General features: G+C 62.4%; 13 protein-coding genes and 1 other RNA gene. 13 read left to right on the top strand and 1 reads right to left on the bottom strand.

The window, feature by feature from the left end; genetic code table 11:
- The first annotated feature begins 388 nt into the window (after positions 1-388).
- Positions 389-1201, top strand: a complete 813-nt coding sequence (locus tag DMP06_RS00260; RefSeq protein ID WP_123207748.1) for an alpha/beta fold hydrolase — start codon at positions 389-391, stop codon at positions 1199-1201.
- Between the two features lie 74 nt (positions 1202-1275).
- On the opposite strand, the gene ssrS is transcribed toward DMP06_RS00260, so the two are convergent.
- Positions 1276-1447, bottom strand: a non-coding RNA gene (ssrS, locus tag DMP06_RS11935) — 6S RNA.
- 134 nt (positions 1448-1581) lie between these two features.
- Here ssrS and DMP06_RS00255 point away from each other — a divergent pair.
- From DMP06_RS00255 to efp, 12 genes are all read left to right on the top strand, one after another.
- Positions 1582-3258, top strand: coding sequence for an ABC1 kinase family protein (locus DMP06_RS00255; RefSeq protein WP_123207747.1), 1677 nt, complete (start codon positions 1582-1584; stop codon positions 3256-3258).
- Between the two features lie 166 nt (positions 3259-3424).
- Positions 3425-4771, top strand: a complete 1347-nt coding sequence (locus DMP06_RS00250) for a replication-associated recombination protein A (protein WP_123207746.1) — start codon at positions 3425-3427, stop codon at positions 4769-4771.
- 112 nt (positions 4772-4883) lie between these two features.
- Positions 4884-5540 carry a hypothetical protein gene (locus DMP06_RS11645; RefSeq protein ID WP_245962299.1) on the top strand — a complete coding sequence of 219 codons (657 nt, stop codon included), beginning with the start codon at positions 4884-4886 and terminating at the stop codon, positions 5538-5540.
- A gap of 16 nt (positions 5541-5556) precedes the next feature.
- Positions 5557-7080, top strand: a complete 1524-nt coding sequence (locus DMP06_RS00245) for an AI-2E family transporter (protein ID WP_245962298.1) — start codon at positions 5557-5559, stop codon at positions 7078-7080.
- Positions 7081-7208: 128 nt separating this feature from the next.
- Positions 7209-9857 (top strand): alanine--tRNA ligase, encoded by a 2649-nt coding sequence (alaS, locus tag DMP06_RS00240; protein WP_123207744.1) that lies wholly within the window; start codon positions 7209-7211, stop codon positions 9855-9857.
- Between the two features lie 269 nt (positions 9858-10126).
- Positions 10127-10540: a Holliday junction resolvase RuvX gene (ruvX, locus tag DMP06_RS00235; RefSeq protein ID WP_123207743.1), complete on the top strand. Its 414-nt coding sequence runs from the start codon at positions 10127-10129 to the stop codon at positions 10538-10540.
- A gap of 47 nt (positions 10541-10587) precedes the next feature.
- Positions 10588-11766, top strand: coding sequence for an endolytic transglycosylase MltG (gene mltG, locus DMP06_RS00230; RefSeq protein ID WP_338056777.1), 1179 nt, complete (start codon positions 10588-10590; stop codon positions 11764-11766).
- Between the two features lie 145 nt (positions 11767-11911).
- Entirely contained in the window at positions 11912-12409 is a 498-nt protein-coding gene (locus DMP06_RS00225) for a YqeG family HAD IIIA-type phosphatase (RefSeq protein WP_123207741.1), read from the top strand.
- A 209-nt stretch (positions 12410-12618) separates the two neighbouring features.
- Entirely contained in the window at positions 12619-13749 is a 1131-nt protein-coding gene (gene aroC / locus DMP06_RS00220) for a chorismate synthase (RefSeq protein WP_123207740.1), read from the top strand.
- Positions 13750-13753: 4 nt separating this feature from the next.
- Positions 13754-14284 (top strand): shikimate kinase, encoded by a 531-nt coding sequence (locus tag DMP06_RS00215; protein ID WP_123207739.1) that lies wholly within the window; start codon positions 13754-13756, stop codon positions 14282-14284.
- 205 nt (positions 14285-14489) lie between these two features.
- Entirely contained in the window at positions 14490-15614 is a 1125-nt protein-coding gene (locus DMP06_RS00210; protein WP_123208035.1) for a M24 family metallopeptidase, read from the top strand.
- 102 nt (positions 15615-15716) lie between these two features.
- Positions 15717-16280: an elongation factor P gene (gene efp / locus DMP06_RS00205; RefSeq protein ID WP_123207738.1), complete on the top strand. Its 564-nt coding sequence runs from the start codon at positions 15717-15719 to the stop codon at positions 16278-16280.
- Positions 16281-16297 lie beyond the last annotated feature (17 nt).

The following is a 16297-nucleotide window of genomic DNA, read 5'->3' as shown; positions in this document are numbered from 1 at the left end:
TTTCCCGTTTCTGAATCGTCACAATTCGTGCGGAGGAGCGCCTGCTCGCTTGACGTCGCAGGCGGTTTGGAATCGCATCGTGCGTGCGTCTATCCCATCGGACGCCGCCTGCCCGCTTGACGTCGCAGATGGCTTGGAGAAGATACCTGGGTTTACAGCGCTGGCCTCACAGGCGATGAGCGTTTGGCGTCCAGGCGGTTTGGAAAGTGCATCCTAGGGTCTTCGCTTCCATCAAGGTCAACCGCCAGCGAGTATCGCCGGGGTGGGCCGCGCGGCCTCAAGCCCGGCACGCCCCCCTTTTTCCGTCAGCGAGTCTCGCTGAGGCGGGGCGTAGGTGCCGCTACAATGTAAAGCGCAATTGCTTGGCCCATGTCGCGGGAGGAGTGTCATGCTCGAGAAGGCCTTCGCTACTACCGGCGGTTCCATCTGCTACTGGGTCTCACCCCAGGCAAGCGACTCTTTTCAGCTTGTGTTTCTCCCTGGCCTTACGGCGGATCACCGACTTTTCGACAAGCAGATCGAGCATTTTGCGAGGCGGGCAAGCTGCCTGGTTTGGGACCCGCCTTCGCATGGGCTGTCGCGCCCGTTTGCCCTCAACTGGAGCATGGACGATCTGGCGCGCATGCTGCATGGAATTCTGCAGCGTGAAGGGTTCGATCGCCCGGTGCTGATCGGACAATCCATGGGAGGCTACGTTTCGCAAGCGTATATCGATCTGCACCCCGGAGAGGTGGCGGGCTTCATCTCCATCGATTCCTGTCCGCTTCAGCGTTCATACTACTCGGCACTTGAGCTTTGGGCGCTCAAGCATACGCGAGGCATTTACGCGTCGATTCCTTGGAAGCTACTGTTGGATATTGGCTCAAACGGTGTCGCCGTCAGCGAGTATGGGCGCGCTCTCATGCGCGATATGATGGTTTCGTACGAGAAGCACGAGTATGTCGACCTTGCCGCTTGGGGCTACCGCGTGCTTGCGGAGGCGGTCGAAAAGAATCGCCCCTATAGCCTTGATTGCCCCACGCTGCTCATCTGCGGAGAAAAGGATGCGGCCGGATCCGCCAAGCGCTACAACCGCGCATGGGAGGCTCGGTCGGGATTCCCCATGGAATGGATCGAAGCCGCAGGCCACAATTCCAACACCGATGCTCCGGAGCGCATCAATGGCCTTATCGAGCGTTTTCTTGAGGAATCCATCGAATAACGCCACATGCGGCGAACGCCGCTGCAACAAAGGATTCGGGCAGCAAAAAGACACACTTTTTGAAACATAACCCAAAAAGCCCTACCCCCGGCCTAAGGATGAACCCACCTATCAAGGTGGGTGCCCGCAGCATGCTTCAGAGCTTTCGTATCAACGGATACGAATCCCTGCATCCGCATGCAATCTGAGGCTCCCTAAAAAATTGCATCGGTCCATCGCAAATAACGGCTTCGGAGATAGGGCCTGCATTGAGTATATACGACTGGGTAACGAAAGAAACCCCTTGACATGAATCGGCTACAATGGGTGCAGAATAAAGCCGCTAGGCCTTAAGTTTGCATACGCGATTTGCGGGGAAACGACTCACAGGAGGGTGGAACATGCCGAGCGCCAAAGATGTCGTCAAGCTGCTGCGCGACGGCATGAACGATAAAACATCCGCCTCGCGTCTGGCAGAAATCATCAAGGCGCTGCGCAAGAATAGCGTTACCAGGGGCGTCAGCCCCGAGCAGCTGGTGCATCTTCTTGAGGATCTTGGCCCTACGTTTATCAAGCTGGGGCAGATCCTTTCCGCCCGCTCCGACATGCTCCCGCAGGAGTACTGCAACGCCCTTCAAACGCTGCGCAGCTCAACCACGCCCGAGCCGTTCGAGCGCGTTGAGGAGCGTCTGCGTTATGTTTACGGCAAGGACTACCACGAGGTGTTTTCGGACCTGGACGAAACGCCTCTGGGTTCGGCGTCTATCGCTCAGGTTCACAAGGCGCATCTGCGTGATAGCGGCGAGGCGGTTGCCGTCAAAATTCGCCGCGACCATGTAAAAGAGGATATGCAGCGCGATATCCAGCTCATGCGCCGCGCCGCCGACCTGCTCAACCTCGCGGGCGCCGCCCGCGTGGCGGGGGTCGATATCGTTACTGTGATCGACGAATTCGATCGCACGGTTCGCGAGGAGATCAACTTCAACATCGAGCGCGAGAACCTGCTCAGGCTCGCGCGCGACACCGAGCGCGACGACGGCGTTACGTGCCCCAAGGTATATCCTGAGCTTTCGGACGAGACGGTGCTGGTCATGGAGTTCGTCGAGGGGCTTTCGCTTGAAAACCCCCAGGCGCTCAAAGACGCCGGATACAATCTGCGCGAATTGGGCGACCGCATCGCCGATTCGTATATGCGCCAGATGACCGAGTTCGGCTTTTTCCATGCCGACCCGCATGCGGCTAACATCATCGTGCGTCCGGCGCTGTCCGAGGAGGAGCGCGCCGAAGGCAAGCGCGACCGCGGCGAGGTGGTATGGATCGATTGCGGCATGATGGGGGAGCTTTCGCCCCATGAGCGCAGCCTGTTCTACGACATGATGAAGGCGATGGTTCTGCAGGATGGCCATGCGCTGACCGACCTGTTCATCGAGTGGGGGCGCGTGTCCGATGCGCCCGGGAAAAAGCTCAACTACGGCAAGCTTTTGCAGGATCTGACAACGCTGGTGAACCGTTACAGCGCCGAGGACGCCTCCAGCATGGATATCGTCCAGCTGCTCAACGACATCATGGCCATCCTCGACACGGCCAACGTCATTATGCCGCAGAGCTTCGTGATGCTGGTGCGCGGCTTGGCGTCGTTGCAGGGCACGCTCATTACGCTCACGCCCGAGATCAGCATTCTTGCCGTGGTGCAGCGCTACGTGAAAAGCTATATGTCGCGCACGTTCGACCCCGTGAAGGAGATGGAGGGGCGCTTGACCGCCGCCGTGAACGCAGCCGACAAGGCGACCCAGATTCCTGAGCGCGTGGCTAACGTGTTGGACATGGCGGAGAAGGGCCGGCTCAAGCTGGGGTTCGATTTGACCGAGGCCACCCAGCCCATGGAAAAGCTCGGCAACATCATCGACCGGCTGAGCTTGGCCATCATAACGGCCGGTCTGTTCATAGGCTCGTCGTTCATCTATGCCACGGGCATGCAGCCTCAGCTCCTCGGTATTCCCGTTATCGGCTTCTTGGGGTATCTGGGCGCAGCGATTCTAAGCGTGTGGGTGATTCTCAAGATTCGCAAGGGGTCGTAACGAAGTGCCCGGGAGTCTGTTCGCAAGCCATTTGATTCGAACAAGTGTTCCTATATAATAGGGATAAAGAGCGCATTGCCAGGGCGGCGCGAGGCTGGGCGTCCATGTATGATGGCGCGATTCGTTCGCAGGGCCGCAACCATCGATCTGAAAGGCGCGGGGGCGCATGGAAAACCTGTTCACCGAAATAGACAACGCAGCGCGCATGCGCGTGGCTCCTTTGGCCGTGCGCATGCGGCCTCGCACGCTCGACGAGCTCGCCGGTCAGGAGGAGGCGGTGGGGCCGGGCAGCTGGCTCAACCTTGCCATTCAGGCCGATGCGCTTTCTTCGGTCATCCTGTTCGGTCCGGCGGGCACGGGCAAAACCTCCATCGCGCACATCATCGCCGAGACCACCAAGGCGGCGTTCGTGGAGGTGTCGGCTATCGGAGGAACGGTGTCCGACCTGCGTCGCGAGATCGATGCGGCGGAAAAGCGCCTGCTTGTCAACGGCATCCGCACCATTCTGTTCGTGGACGAGATCCACCGCTTCAATCGCAGCCAGCAGGATTCGCTGCTCCATGCGGTGGAGAACCGTACCGTAGTGCTCATCGGCGCCACTACCGAGAACCCGTTTTTCGAGGTCAATTCGGCGCTTATCTCGCGCTCGCGCGTCATAGAGCTCCATTCGCTCGAAGATGCCGACATCGAGCGCATCGTGGCGCGCGCCTTGGCCGATGAGCGCGGCCTGGGCGGGAAGTTCGCGCTTACCGACGAAGCGGTTGCCGCCATCGTGAACCTGTCGGGCGGCGATGCCCGAAGCGCGCTCACCACGCTCGAGCTGGCGACCGGGCTTGCCCAGGAGCAGGCGCGTCGTGCGGGGGAGCCCGAGCCCACGATCGATGCGCCCTTGGTTGTGGGCGCGGACGCGGTAGAGCTCGCCACGCCGCACCGCGCGCTGCCCTACGACAAGAACAAGGACATGCATTATGACATCATCAGCGCGTTCATCAAATCCATGCGCGGCAGCGATCCCGATGCCGCCCTGTACTGGCTCGCGCGCATGATCGATGGCGGGGAAGACCCCAAATTCATCGCGCGTCGCATCTTCATTCTGGCGAGCGAGGATATTGGCAACGCCGATCCGCAGGCGCTGCTCATAGCCGAAGCGGCATTCCGCGCCACCGAGGTGATCGGTCTGCCCGAATGCCGCATCAACCTGGCCCAGGCTGTTATCTATATGGCTCTTGCGCCAAAGAGCAACTCGGCAGAGGCATCCATCGATGCCGCGCTCGCCGAGGTTCGCCGCGGCCCCAAGCGCGACGTACCCAGCTATCTGCGCGACCGTCATCGCCCCGGCAGCGAGCGTTACGGCGAGTACAAGTATCCGCACGACTATCCCGGTCATTGGGTGGAGCAGCGCTACCTGCCCGAGGGCTTGGAGCGCGGGTGCTTCTATCAGCCGGGCGAGGCCGGTTGGGAAGCATATCGCATGGAAGCCGCCGCGCGCGATAGAAAACCGCCGAGGCAGTGATACACTGGCAGGCAAGGATTTAGCCTGGCGGTCGGCCGTATCGTCAGGTGGGGCATGTGCCCTGTCATGCGCCGCGGCACGCGTCCGGCGCCCCGAGATGGAGGGAAATATCATGGATACGGCATTCATTCAGCAGGTAGCCCTGCCTATCGTATACGTGGTCGTTGGCATCGTGCTGGTGTGGGCGCTCGTGGAGCTGATCATCTTCTTGCGCAAGACGCGCAAGACCGTCGAAACGATGGAGGAGGAGATCCGCCCTGTCATTTCCGACGTGAAGGAGATGACCGAGAGTCTCAAGCCCGCCATCGACAAGATGGATCCTTTGGCCGAACGCGTGTCGCTTGCGGTGGATGCCGCCAATCTTGAGATCATGCGCTTGGACGGCATTCTCGAGAACGTGGACGCCATGACCACTTCGGCTGCCGGCGCGGCGAACGCGGTAGAAACGGTCGCCAACACGCCCATGAAGCTGGTGAACACCGCCGCCGAGAAGCTGCGCGGGGCTTTCTCGCAGAAGAAGGCGTCCGATGCGTCGGTCGCGCTGGGGTCCGCCGGCGAAGAGGCTCAGGCCGCAGCGCTCGGGGAGGCGTCCGCAGCGGCTCCTGCTGCTTTCGCAGGGGAGCCCGGCGAGCCTGCCGCGCCCGCAGCGGCTGACGCTTCGGCGCAGGCTGCCGTCGATTCCGCCCCGCAAGTCCAAGAGCCTTCCTCCGGGCCTGCGGCAAGCAAGGACGAAAACGCCTCCACGGGCTACTTCACGTACAACAAGTAGATTGGGAGATGCGGATTTGAACCATCCAGCGCACCAGGGCGTCGGTCGCAAAGATTCTGCGGCCGACGCTTTTACTACCTCCGCCGAGGAGCGGGGCAAAACGGAACCCCTTTCCAAAGGGGGCTCGCCGGTCGAGGCGCATGGGCGAACGTCGGCCGATCGAACCGACGTCGCACGACGTCGGTTCTTCCAGATCTGGGCGATAATCGGCGCCATCGCTATCGTGTACGTGCTGGGCTTCGTGCTCAACGTGCTGTCAACGCCCGTGGCAATCGTGGCCTGGACCGCCATAATCGTGCTGTGCCTGCGCACCCCGGTTGACAAGCTCGAATCTGCGGGCGTGCCGCGTGCAGTGGGCTCGGCGATAGCCTATGTGGGCATGTTCATCGTGTTGGCCGTGCTTGGCATGGTCATGTTCTCGCCTGCGCTTGGCCTGGGCGACCAGTTCGCCTCGATGCTGTCAGGCTTGCCGGGCTACGTTCAGCAGCTCGTGGATTGGGGCAACCAGCTCTACGTCCAATACGCCGACGTGCTCCAGAACGATACGGTGCGCAGCTGGATCGATTCGGGCGCCAAGTCGCTCACCGATTGGGCTTCCACCGTGGCAAAGGTGTCGGCCGACGGCGTGGTGGGCTTTGGCACGGGCGTGGCCAACTCGGTTATGGTGATCGGCTTTTCGCTGGTGGTGGCGTTCTGGATTCTTATGGAGCTGCCCGCTATCGGCCGAGAAACCATGCGCTTGATTCCGCCGGCGCGCCGCGAAGAGGCTGAGATGATCCATATCACGTTCACGCGCGTGATGGGCGGCTACATCAAGGCCACGCTTCTGCAGTGCTTGCTCATCGGCGCGGCGTGCGGCATCTGCTTCCAGATCGTGGGCATTCCCAACGCTGCCGCATTGGGTCTGATCACCGGCGTGATGAATATCATCCCCGTGGTGGGTCCGTGGATCGGCGGCGCGCTGGCGGCGCTCGTTGGCTTTTTCGACAGCCCGCTTGCGGCCTTGCTCGCGCTCGTCTTCACCATCGCCATCCAGCAGTTCGTCTATACGTTCGTGAGCCCCAAGATCATGGCCAACTCGGTGGACGTGCATCCGGCGCTCGTGATCGTCGCCCTGCTCTGCGGAAGCGCCATCGGAGGGGCGATGCAGGGGCTTGTGGGCAGCGTTGTGGGCATGCTGCTCTCTATCCCGATGGTCGCTATCGCCAAATCGATTTTCGTGTTCTATTTCGAGCGGCGCACGGGCAGGCAGGTGGTGTCGGAAGACGGCGTGTTCTTCCGCGGCACTCCCTCGCATTTGGACGAGGAGGCCACGCGTCCCGACGCGCTGACCGACGCCGTGGGTGTGGCGAGCATGCGCGAGGAATGGCGCCTGCGCGAAGAGGCCCGCCTTTTGGCCATGCGCTACGAGCGAGGCGGCGCCGCAAAAGCCGCCACGCGCTCGGAGGCGGAGCCGCCCTCGGGTGATGAAAGCGGCGATTCTGCCGAAAAATCCGCAGAATCGCGGGATTCGGGGGAGAACAACCCGGAAAACCGGTGACGTAGGGCCTTCCTTTTGGCTATTATGCCTAACCGTATGTTTTCAATCGGCGAGTGCCGGTTTTCGCGCGGCGGGGCGGATGTCCATGCCGCTGGATTTGGTTGCACAATGAGAGTGAGACGCGTCTGATGAAGTACATGACCACCGCGGAGATCCGCGAGAAGTACCTGAAGTTCTTCGAGGAGAAGGGCTGCAAGCGCATGCCGTCCTCCTCGCTTATCCCCGACGACCCGAGCCTTCTGCTCACGAGTGCCGGCATGGTGCAGTTCAAGCCCTACTTCCTGCATGTGAAGGAGCTCGATCCCGCCTATGTGGGCACCACCACGGTGCAGAAGTGCGTGCGCACTAACGACATCGATATCATCGGCACCACGGGCCGCCATTTGAGCTTCTTCGAGATGCTGGGCAACTTCAGCTTTGGCAAATACTTCAAGAAGGAGATGTGCGCCTGGGCGCTCGAGTTCTCCACCCAGGTGCTGGAGCTTCCCGCCGAGCGCTTGTACTTCACCGTGTTCGAAGATGACGACGAGACCATCGAGATCTGGAAGAACCTGGGCGTGCCCGAGGATCACATCTCTCGTTTGGGCGAAGACGACAACTTCTGGCGTGCCGGCCCCACCGGCCCCTGCGGCCCTTGCTCCGAGATTTACTTCGACCAGGGCCCCGAGGTGGGCTGCGGCAAGCCCGATTGCAAGCCGGGCTGCGACTGCGATCGTTTCTTGGAGTACTGGAACTGCGTGTTCACCCAGTTCGACGGCCAGGAAGATGGGACGCTGGCTCCGCTTAAGACCAAGAACATCGACACCGGCATGGGCCTCGAGCGCATTGCGGCCATCATGCAGGGCGTTACCAACAATTACGATACCGACGTGCTGCGCGGCCTGGTGGCTGTGGGCGAGCGCCTTTCCGGCAAGGCTTACGAGTCGGGAGATGCGGCCGCCGATCTTTCCCTGCGCATCGTGGCAGATCACAGCCGTTCGGTCACCTTCATGATCGCCGATGGTATTCTTCCTTCCAACGAGGGCCGTGGCTACGTGCTGCGCCGCCTGCTCCGTCGCGCGGTGATGCACGGCCATAAGCTGGGCATCGAGGGCCCGTTCCTCTCCAACTACATCGACAAGATTGTGGAGGAGATGGGCAGCGTGTACCCCGAGATCGTGGAGAACCGCGAGCTCGTGGAGCGCGTGGTTGCCTCCGAGGAGGAGCGCTTCGGCGCCACGCTGCGCCAGGGCCAGGCCTTCTTGGACGAGGCGCTGGCGAAGCTTGAGGGCGATACGCTCTCTGGCAAGGAGGCCTTCACGCTGCACGACACCTACGGTTTCCCGGTCGAGGTCACCGAGGAGATCTGCGCCGAGCGCGGCATCAAGGTTGACACCGCCGAGTTCGAGGCATGCATGACCGAACAGCGCGAGCGCGCCCGCGCCGCCACCAAGGGTTCGGCCGAGGCGGCGTGGAGCACCTACGGCGGCGTGCATGCAGAGCTCCTCAAGGAGCTGGGCGCATCTGCGTTCGTGGGCTACGATCGCGCGATGGCTTCGTCCGGCGTGGCCGCGCTTATCAAGGACGGCAAACGCGTCGACGAGCTCGCCTGCGGCGATGAGGGCGAGGTTGTGCTGGGCATCACCCCCTTCTATGCCGAGATGGGCGGCGAAGTGGGCGATACCGGCGTCATGGAAGGCGCCGATGAGGGCAGCGATTTGCATATCGAGGTGCTCGACACCAAGGCGCCCGAGAAGGGCCTTGTGTGCCACCAGGTCAAAGTGGTGCGCGGCTCGGTGCATGTGGGCGATACCGTGCGCGCCGTGATCGACGAGCGCCGTCGCGCCCGCATTTCGCGCAACCATACGGCAACCCATATCCTGCACGCCGCATTGCGCCAGGTTTTGGGCGATCATGTCAAGCAGGCCGGAAGCTACGTGGGCCCCGACCGCCTTCGTTTCGACTTCACGCACTTCGAGGGCGTGACTCCCGAGCAGATTAAGCAGGTGGAAGACGTGGCCAACGATGTGGTCATGCAGGCCACGGCAATGAACATCTATGAGACCTCTCTCGATGAGGCTCGCGAGGCGGGCGTTACGGCGCTGTTTGGCGAGAAATACGGCGACACCGTACGCGTGGTAGAGGCGGGCGATTTCTCCGCCGAGCTGTGCGGTGGCTGCCATGTTTCCAATACCGCCGAAATAGGCTTCATCAAGATCGTGTCCGAGAGCAGCGTGGGCGCCAACCTGCGCCGCATCGAGGCTGTGACCAGCTTCGATGCGCTGGCGTACATGAACCGCGAGGAGGACGAGCTCAAGCGCGCCGCCGCCACTTTGAAGGTGACGCCGCTCGAGGTGGCCGACCGTTGCGCCGCCAACGCCGCGACCATCAAGGAGTTCGAGGCAGAGCGCAAGCGCGCCCGCCAGGCTGAGGCAGAGGGCAGCATGGCCGATTACCTCAAGGACATGATCGACGTGGGGTATCCGCTGGTGGTGGCCCGCATCGACGGCCTGGACACCGGCGCTCTGCGCAACGCATGGGATATCATTCGCGGCCATATGGACAAGCCGGGCGCCTGCGTGCTTGGCACCGTGAACAACGACAAGCCCGTGATTATGGCCGCCGGCACCGACGAGGCGGTTGCCGCCGGGTTCAACGCCGGCGCAGTCATCAAGGCCATCGCCGGCAATATCAAGGGCGGTGGCGGCGGCAAGCCCACCATGGCCCAGGCCGGCGGCAAGGATGCGTCCGGCATGGATGCCGCCCTGGCCGCAGCAAAGGAAATGCTGGGAGCGTAAGCGGGCAAGCCGAAGGCGATGTCCGCCCGCGCACAAGCGAAGCGAGTGCGCCGCGCGAAGCGCGAACCGAAGGGCATTGAGACACCTGGCGGTGCCCCAATGCTCAACCGCTGCCGCAATCGGGCGGCCAGCGAAGCGAAGCCGCCCCGGTGGGCGATGAAGCCACAATCATCCGGTGTCCCAAGTGCCCTGGAGCGAGGAAAAGAGGAGGGGGTTCCAAAGGGGGAGGGGGAAGGGACACTTCCCTTCCCCCTCCCCCTTTGATTAGCATGCGCACGCTAGCTCTCGATATTGGAGAAGCTCGTATCGGCCTCGCCATAAGCGACGCCGCCGGCAGGATCGCAACGCCGCTCAAGGTGCTTCCTGCACAGGAGGTTCTAGGCAATGGCAAGGAATTTCGCCGCATCATAGAGGATTGGGAAATCGAGCAGCTCGTGTGCGGCTTGCCGTACACCCTCGCGGGCGAGGAGGGGCCGCAGGCTGCCAGCATCCGCGAGAAGGCGCAACGCATCTCTCGCGCCGCCGGCCTGCCCTTGTCCTTCACCGATGAGCGCCTGAGTTCACGTGAAGCTAAACGCATTTTGCGTGAAGAGGGGCTGGATGAGCGCGCGATGCGCGGCAAAGTGGATATGATTGCCGCGAGCCTGTTTCTCCAGGTCTGGCTCGATTCCCAAAATAATTAGACCGCGCGCAGTGCCTCGCGCGCCCGATGTCTGCAAAGGAAATGCCCATGCCGCGTAAGCAGATCACGTATAGTTCGCACCCCACCCATCGCGCCCGCATGGTGCATGCGCAGGGCGAGCGTCAGTTCCGCACGTACGACACCTCGCACATCCGTCCGCAAAAGAGCAAGGCCCCCATGGTGGTGGCGGGCATCCTCGCGGTAATCGTGATCGTGGTCGCCGTGCTCGGTATTTCCACTGCCATGCGCGGCTGCTCCTCGGCGGAGCCCGTCGATGGCACGCAGGTCGCCACCCAGGCCGACGTCGAGGTGACCATCCCCGATGGCGCCACCGCCCAGGACGTGGCCAGCACCCTGCAGAACGCCGCCGCGGTTCCCAACGCCGATGACTTCCTCGCGCGTGCCAAGGAGCTGGGCGTCGATTCGCAGTTCCAGGCGGGCACGTATTCCTTCGCCGCCGGCATGACGCTCGACGACGTGATCAATGCCGTCGCCACGGGCAATCTGGGCACGCTCGCCCTCACCATCCCCGAGGGCTACAAGCTCTCCGATATCGCTACGGCGGTCGAGCAGGCCACCGAGGGCAGCGTGACCGCTGCCGACTTCACGGCGCAGGCCACGGTTGCCAATTACGCCGCCGACTACGATTTCCTTTCCGGCGCTCCGGAAAACGCCACGCTTGAAGGCTTCCTGTTCCCCAAGACCTACGACTTGCGCGACGGCGATACGGCCGACTCCATCATCCGCATGATGCTCGACCAGTTCCGCACCGAGACCGCCTCGCTCGACTGGTCGTATCCCGAAAGCCAGGGGCTTTCCATCTACGATGCGGTGAACCTCGCTTCCATCGTGGAGAAGGAATCGAGCGGCGACGAGCAGATTCGCTCCCAGGTGGCTGCGGTGTTCTACAACCGTCTGAGCCCCGATAATCAGGAGACGTACGGGTATCTGCAGTCGGATGCCACAACGGCATTCGAGGTGGGCCATGATCCTTCGGGCGATGAGGTTCAGGCCGATACGCCGTACAGCACCTATGCGAATCCCGGCTTGCCGCCCACGCCTATCTGTTCGCCCAGCATCGATTGCTTGCAGGCGGTGTGCGCTCCGGCGAGCGATTACGGCGACTATTACTACTTCATTTTCTGGACGAACGATGCCGGCGAGACAGAGTACGCGTTCAGCAAAACCTACGACGAGCACCAGGCCGCCATCGCCGAGCACCTGTAAGATTTCGCCTATCTGAACGCGCCCTCAATGGGCGCGTTCTGTGCGTCATGATCGTCTGCGGCCTATCGGGCTGCGCTCATCTGAAAAGTTGGATTCGCTGGGTGCCCTGATTCGGGCGCCCTTGTAATGCCAGAAGGGTTCATTGATGTCGTTTCTAGCACCCGACCGCCTGTTCAAGCGCGTGACCAGCATCGACCCCGTTGAGGATATCAAAGGCGCAGGATTCACCCATGTGCTGCTCGATCTGGATAACACGCTGCTCACGCGTGATACCCATGAGGTTCCCGACGATGTGCGCGCATGGCTCGACGAGCTTGACAGGCTGGGGATCGTCGCATGCATCCTGAGCAACAACTGGCATCACGGCGCGCACGAGTGGGCCGATCGCCTGGGGCTGCCGATCGTGTCGCATGCGGTTAAGCCGTTGCCGTTTGCGTATCGCATGGCTATGAAGAAAATCGGGGCCCATCGCGCGACCACGCTATGCATTGGCGACCAGATGGTGACCGACGTGTGGGGTGCGCACGGCGTGGGCATGAAAGCGTACATGGTGGGCTCGCTCGTCGAAACCGACCTGTGGCATACGCTTCTTCTCCGCAACCTCGAAGGCCCCATCATGGGCCACATGAAGCCCGAAAAGTAGTCGGGTTTCGCCGTTTTTGCTCTGCGTATCGCTGGTTTTAGGCTGTTGCTCGTCTATCGCAATGAGACCTCAGGGTTAAACGTTTGAATAGCTGAGGGCTGCTTCCGCCGAAACTTTTGATGCCTGGTCGATTGGCCCAATAGAATCGCATGATGAAAACGCGCGCATGCTACAATCGTGCGCGAGACAAAACGCGCGAAGGATGAAACATGCGATATATGGATGCCGGGGAGGCGCACGGGCTTGGTTTGGTTACCATCGTGGACGACGTGCCCGCTGGCCTGCGCATCAACCCCCACAATATTGACGATGATATAGCCCGATGGGATCGCCTGCATGGGCGGCCCGCGCAGCAGCGTGCCTACGAGGGCGTGGAGCTGCTCGCCGGCGTGAAGGACGGGCGCACGGTGGGCGCCCCCGTGGCGTTGTGCCTTGCGCGCGCCGAGAACGGCGCCGCCATGGAGGGGGAGAGGCGCCGCAGCGTTGTGCGCCCCGGAACCGCGGAGCTTGCGGGCGCGCTCAAACGCGATTTGGACGACTGCTGCGATATAAGCGATCGCACCGATGCGCGCGTGGGCGCAATGAGGGTCGCGGCCGCCGGCGTTCCGCGTGAATTTCTTGCCGATCTGGGCGTTGAGGTCCACTCGTATGTGACGCGCATCGGCGAGGCCGTCATGCGCGAGGATGTCGACGCGTCCGAGCGCTTCGCCTACACGCCGCTCGATGTCGAGATGTCGACGCTCCGGTGCCCTTCGGCTCAGGCGACGCGCGCCATGGAGGCGCAGATCGACCGCGCCGTAGCCGAGGACGACACCCTCGATGGGGAATTCCGCGTGGCCATAACGGGACTCGTGCCCGGCTTAGGCGATGACATGCAGCCGCGTGGGGGCATGCAGCCCCTCCTTGCCGCGGCGGCGTTTTCGGTGGCCGGCGTTCGTGGCGTTGAATTCGGATGCGCGACTGCCGGGCTGTGCGGGTCGCGTGCGATTGATACGCCATCGTGCACCTCGCTGGGCTTTACGCGTTCGAGCAATCGCGCCGGCGGCATCGAGGGAGGCGTATCTACCGGATTGCCCATCATCCTGAGGGTCGCCGTGGCGGCCCCTTCGGTGCTCGGCAAAGAGGTATCCGCCCTTGATATGGAAACGCTCGATTCCGTCGATTGCGCGCCCGGGCGTTTTGATGCCTGCCGCGTTCCCTCGGTGGCGGTGGCGGTGGAATCCGAGTTGGCCTTCGCGCTCGCGCAGGCGTATCGCTCCAAGTTCGGCGGCGATTGCATGGGCGACGTTCATGCTGCCCTCGATGCCTACAACGCGCGTCTTGCCAGGGCTGCCAGGTGATCGCATGGGCGTGCTGAAGCAGAACGTGTTTCTTGTAGGATACATGGGGGTGGGCAAGACCACCGTGGCACGGCGACTGGCGCGCGACTTGGGCGTGGCAGCCATCGATGTGGATGCCTACCTCCAGCGCAAGCACGGGCGTGATGCTAACCGATTGTTCAAACAGCGAGGCGAGGCAGGCCTGCGTCGCGCGGAGGCAAAGGCGCTTGCCGAATGCGCGGCATTGGGGCCGGCAGTCATCTCGTGCGGCGAGGGCATCGTCGCTCTGCCGGAGAACCGCGAGCTGCTGAAAACCCAGGGGTTCGCCGTGCTTCTTGAATCGTCGATGGAGGGCTCGCTCTCGCGCATCAAAAGCATGCGCACGCGGCCGCTGCTCGCGCAGGGGTGCGACACGCAGGCGCTGTGGGATGAGCGCAAGCCGCTCTACGACGAGGTGGCGCAGGCGCATGTGGATGTAAGCAACAAAGGCACTGCCGCTGCGGCTGCCGCCATCGCAGGCGAGCTCAAACGTCGAGGCATTTACGTGTCTGACTGATGCGCATACCTGTAGCGTCTGCGGGCATTAAGGGCTCTCGTGCGGCGCCTGGCCACGCCCTGCGGGTGTTTGCTGTCTGCGGGGCAGCAAAGCGCGCCAGATGGGGCCTTGCTGGATGACGGGAATCTCGTTGGCAGGGGCGCGATGAGCGGTCGCGTTGAATCGCAAACGGAACAAGGTGGTGTTCATGGCCGAAACGAACGAAATGACGCGCCTCGAGCGCATGCGCCAGAAGATGGCGGAAGCGGGCATCGCGGATTTCTATTGCCGCGATATCTCAAACGTGAGGTGGCTTACGGGGTTCGAAAACGTATTCGACGACGAGCCGGCGCACCTCGCGTTCGTGACGCCTGGGACGAGCGTGCTCCACACCGATTCCCGCTACACCGATGCGGCGTCGCGCGCCGCGCAGGGCACGCCGTGGATCATCGACGGCGAGGCGGCAACGCACGCAAAGTGGGCGGCGCAGGGCTTTGAGCGGTTCCATGAGCAGCGGGGGAGCGAGCCGGGGCGCGCCGTGTGTCGCTTTGGCATAGAGGATTCGATGCCTCTTTCCGAGTTTCGTGCGTTGGAGGCCGCGTTCGCCGGAAATCGCTTTGCCCCCGAGCTCGTGGAGGCGTCCGATTTCGTGCGAGGGCTTCGCGCCGTGAAGGACGAGGCGGAGATCGCCGCGATGCGCGCTGCTCAGCGGATCACCGATGCCGCGTTCGAGCATATATGCGGCTTTATGCGCGTTGGCATGACCGAACGTGAGGTGCAGCTCGAGCTCGAGGAGACTATGCGCCGCATGGGCGCGGAAGGCCTGGCTTTCTCATCCATCGTGGCAAGCGGCCCCAACGGCGCCGCTCCGCACAGCATCCCCGGCGAGCGCCGTCTTCAGGACGGCGACATGGTGGTGATGGATTTCGGCGCGCGCCGCGGCGGCTACTGCTCCGACATGACGCGTACCGTATGCATGGGTCATGCGACCGAAGAGTCGAAGCGCGTGTTTGCCGCCGTGCGTGCCGCCAACGAGGCGGTGGAAGCCATGCTGCGGCCCGGCGTGACGGGCAAGGAGGCGCACGAGCTGGCTGAACGCGTGCTGGACGAGCACGGCTTCGGCGGCAAGATGGGCCACGGCTTGGGGCATGGCGTGGGCATCGATATCCACGAGCTGCCTAATCTTTCGCCGCGCAATTCCAAGCCGCTTGTGCCGGGCAACGTGGTCACGGTGGAGCCGGGCGTGTATCTGCCGGGTGCGCTCGGCTGCCGCCTGGAGGATTTCGGCGTGATTACCGAAGACGGTTTCATGGTTTTCACGCAATCCACGCACGAACTTGCTATAATTTAGCGTCTTTTTGTTTACCTAAAGCAAGCGAACGAGGTTGCCACGCGAAAGCGCGGACGTTGTTCGCCGCGCGTAAGCGTGTAACGATCAAGAAGGAGAGCACCCGTGGCTACCATCTCTACCGCCGATTTCAAAAACGGCATGTGCATCATGTACAACAACAAGATGTGCACCATCATCGAGTTCCAGCACGTCAAGCCCGGCAAGGGCGGCGCGTTCGTGCGCATGAAGCTGCGTGACGTGCGCAACGGCCGCGTGTATTCCGACACTGTGAACTCCGGCGTGAAGTTCGAGACCGTGCGTCTGGAGCAGAAGGAAATGACCTATCTGTACAATGACGGCGCCGATTTCTACTTCATGGACCCCAACAGCTACGAGCAGTTCAGCCTGCCCGCTGACAACGTGGGCGATACCGCCAAGTGGCTCAAGGAGAATGACCCCGTTACCCTTGAGTATGCCGATGGCGACCTGATCGGCTGCGAGCCCCAGATGTTCGTGGAGCTCGAGGTGACCGAGACCGAGCCCGGCTTCAAGGGCGACACCGTTCAGGGCACCACCAAGCCCGCGACGCTTGAGACGGGCGCCGAGGTGAAAGTTCCCACCTTCGTGAACGTGGGCGACATCCTCCAGATCGACACTCGCGACGGCCGTTTCGTCAAGCGCGTCTAGTCGTTACTGCAAAACCA

It is taken from the genome of Slackia equolifaciens, from assembly GCF_003725995.1.
Taxonomy (GTDB): Bacteria; Actinomycetota; Coriobacteriia; order Coriobacteriales; family Eggerthellaceae; genus Slackia; species Slackia equolifaciens.
This window is presented reverse-complemented; position numbering and strand designations above follow the sequence as displayed.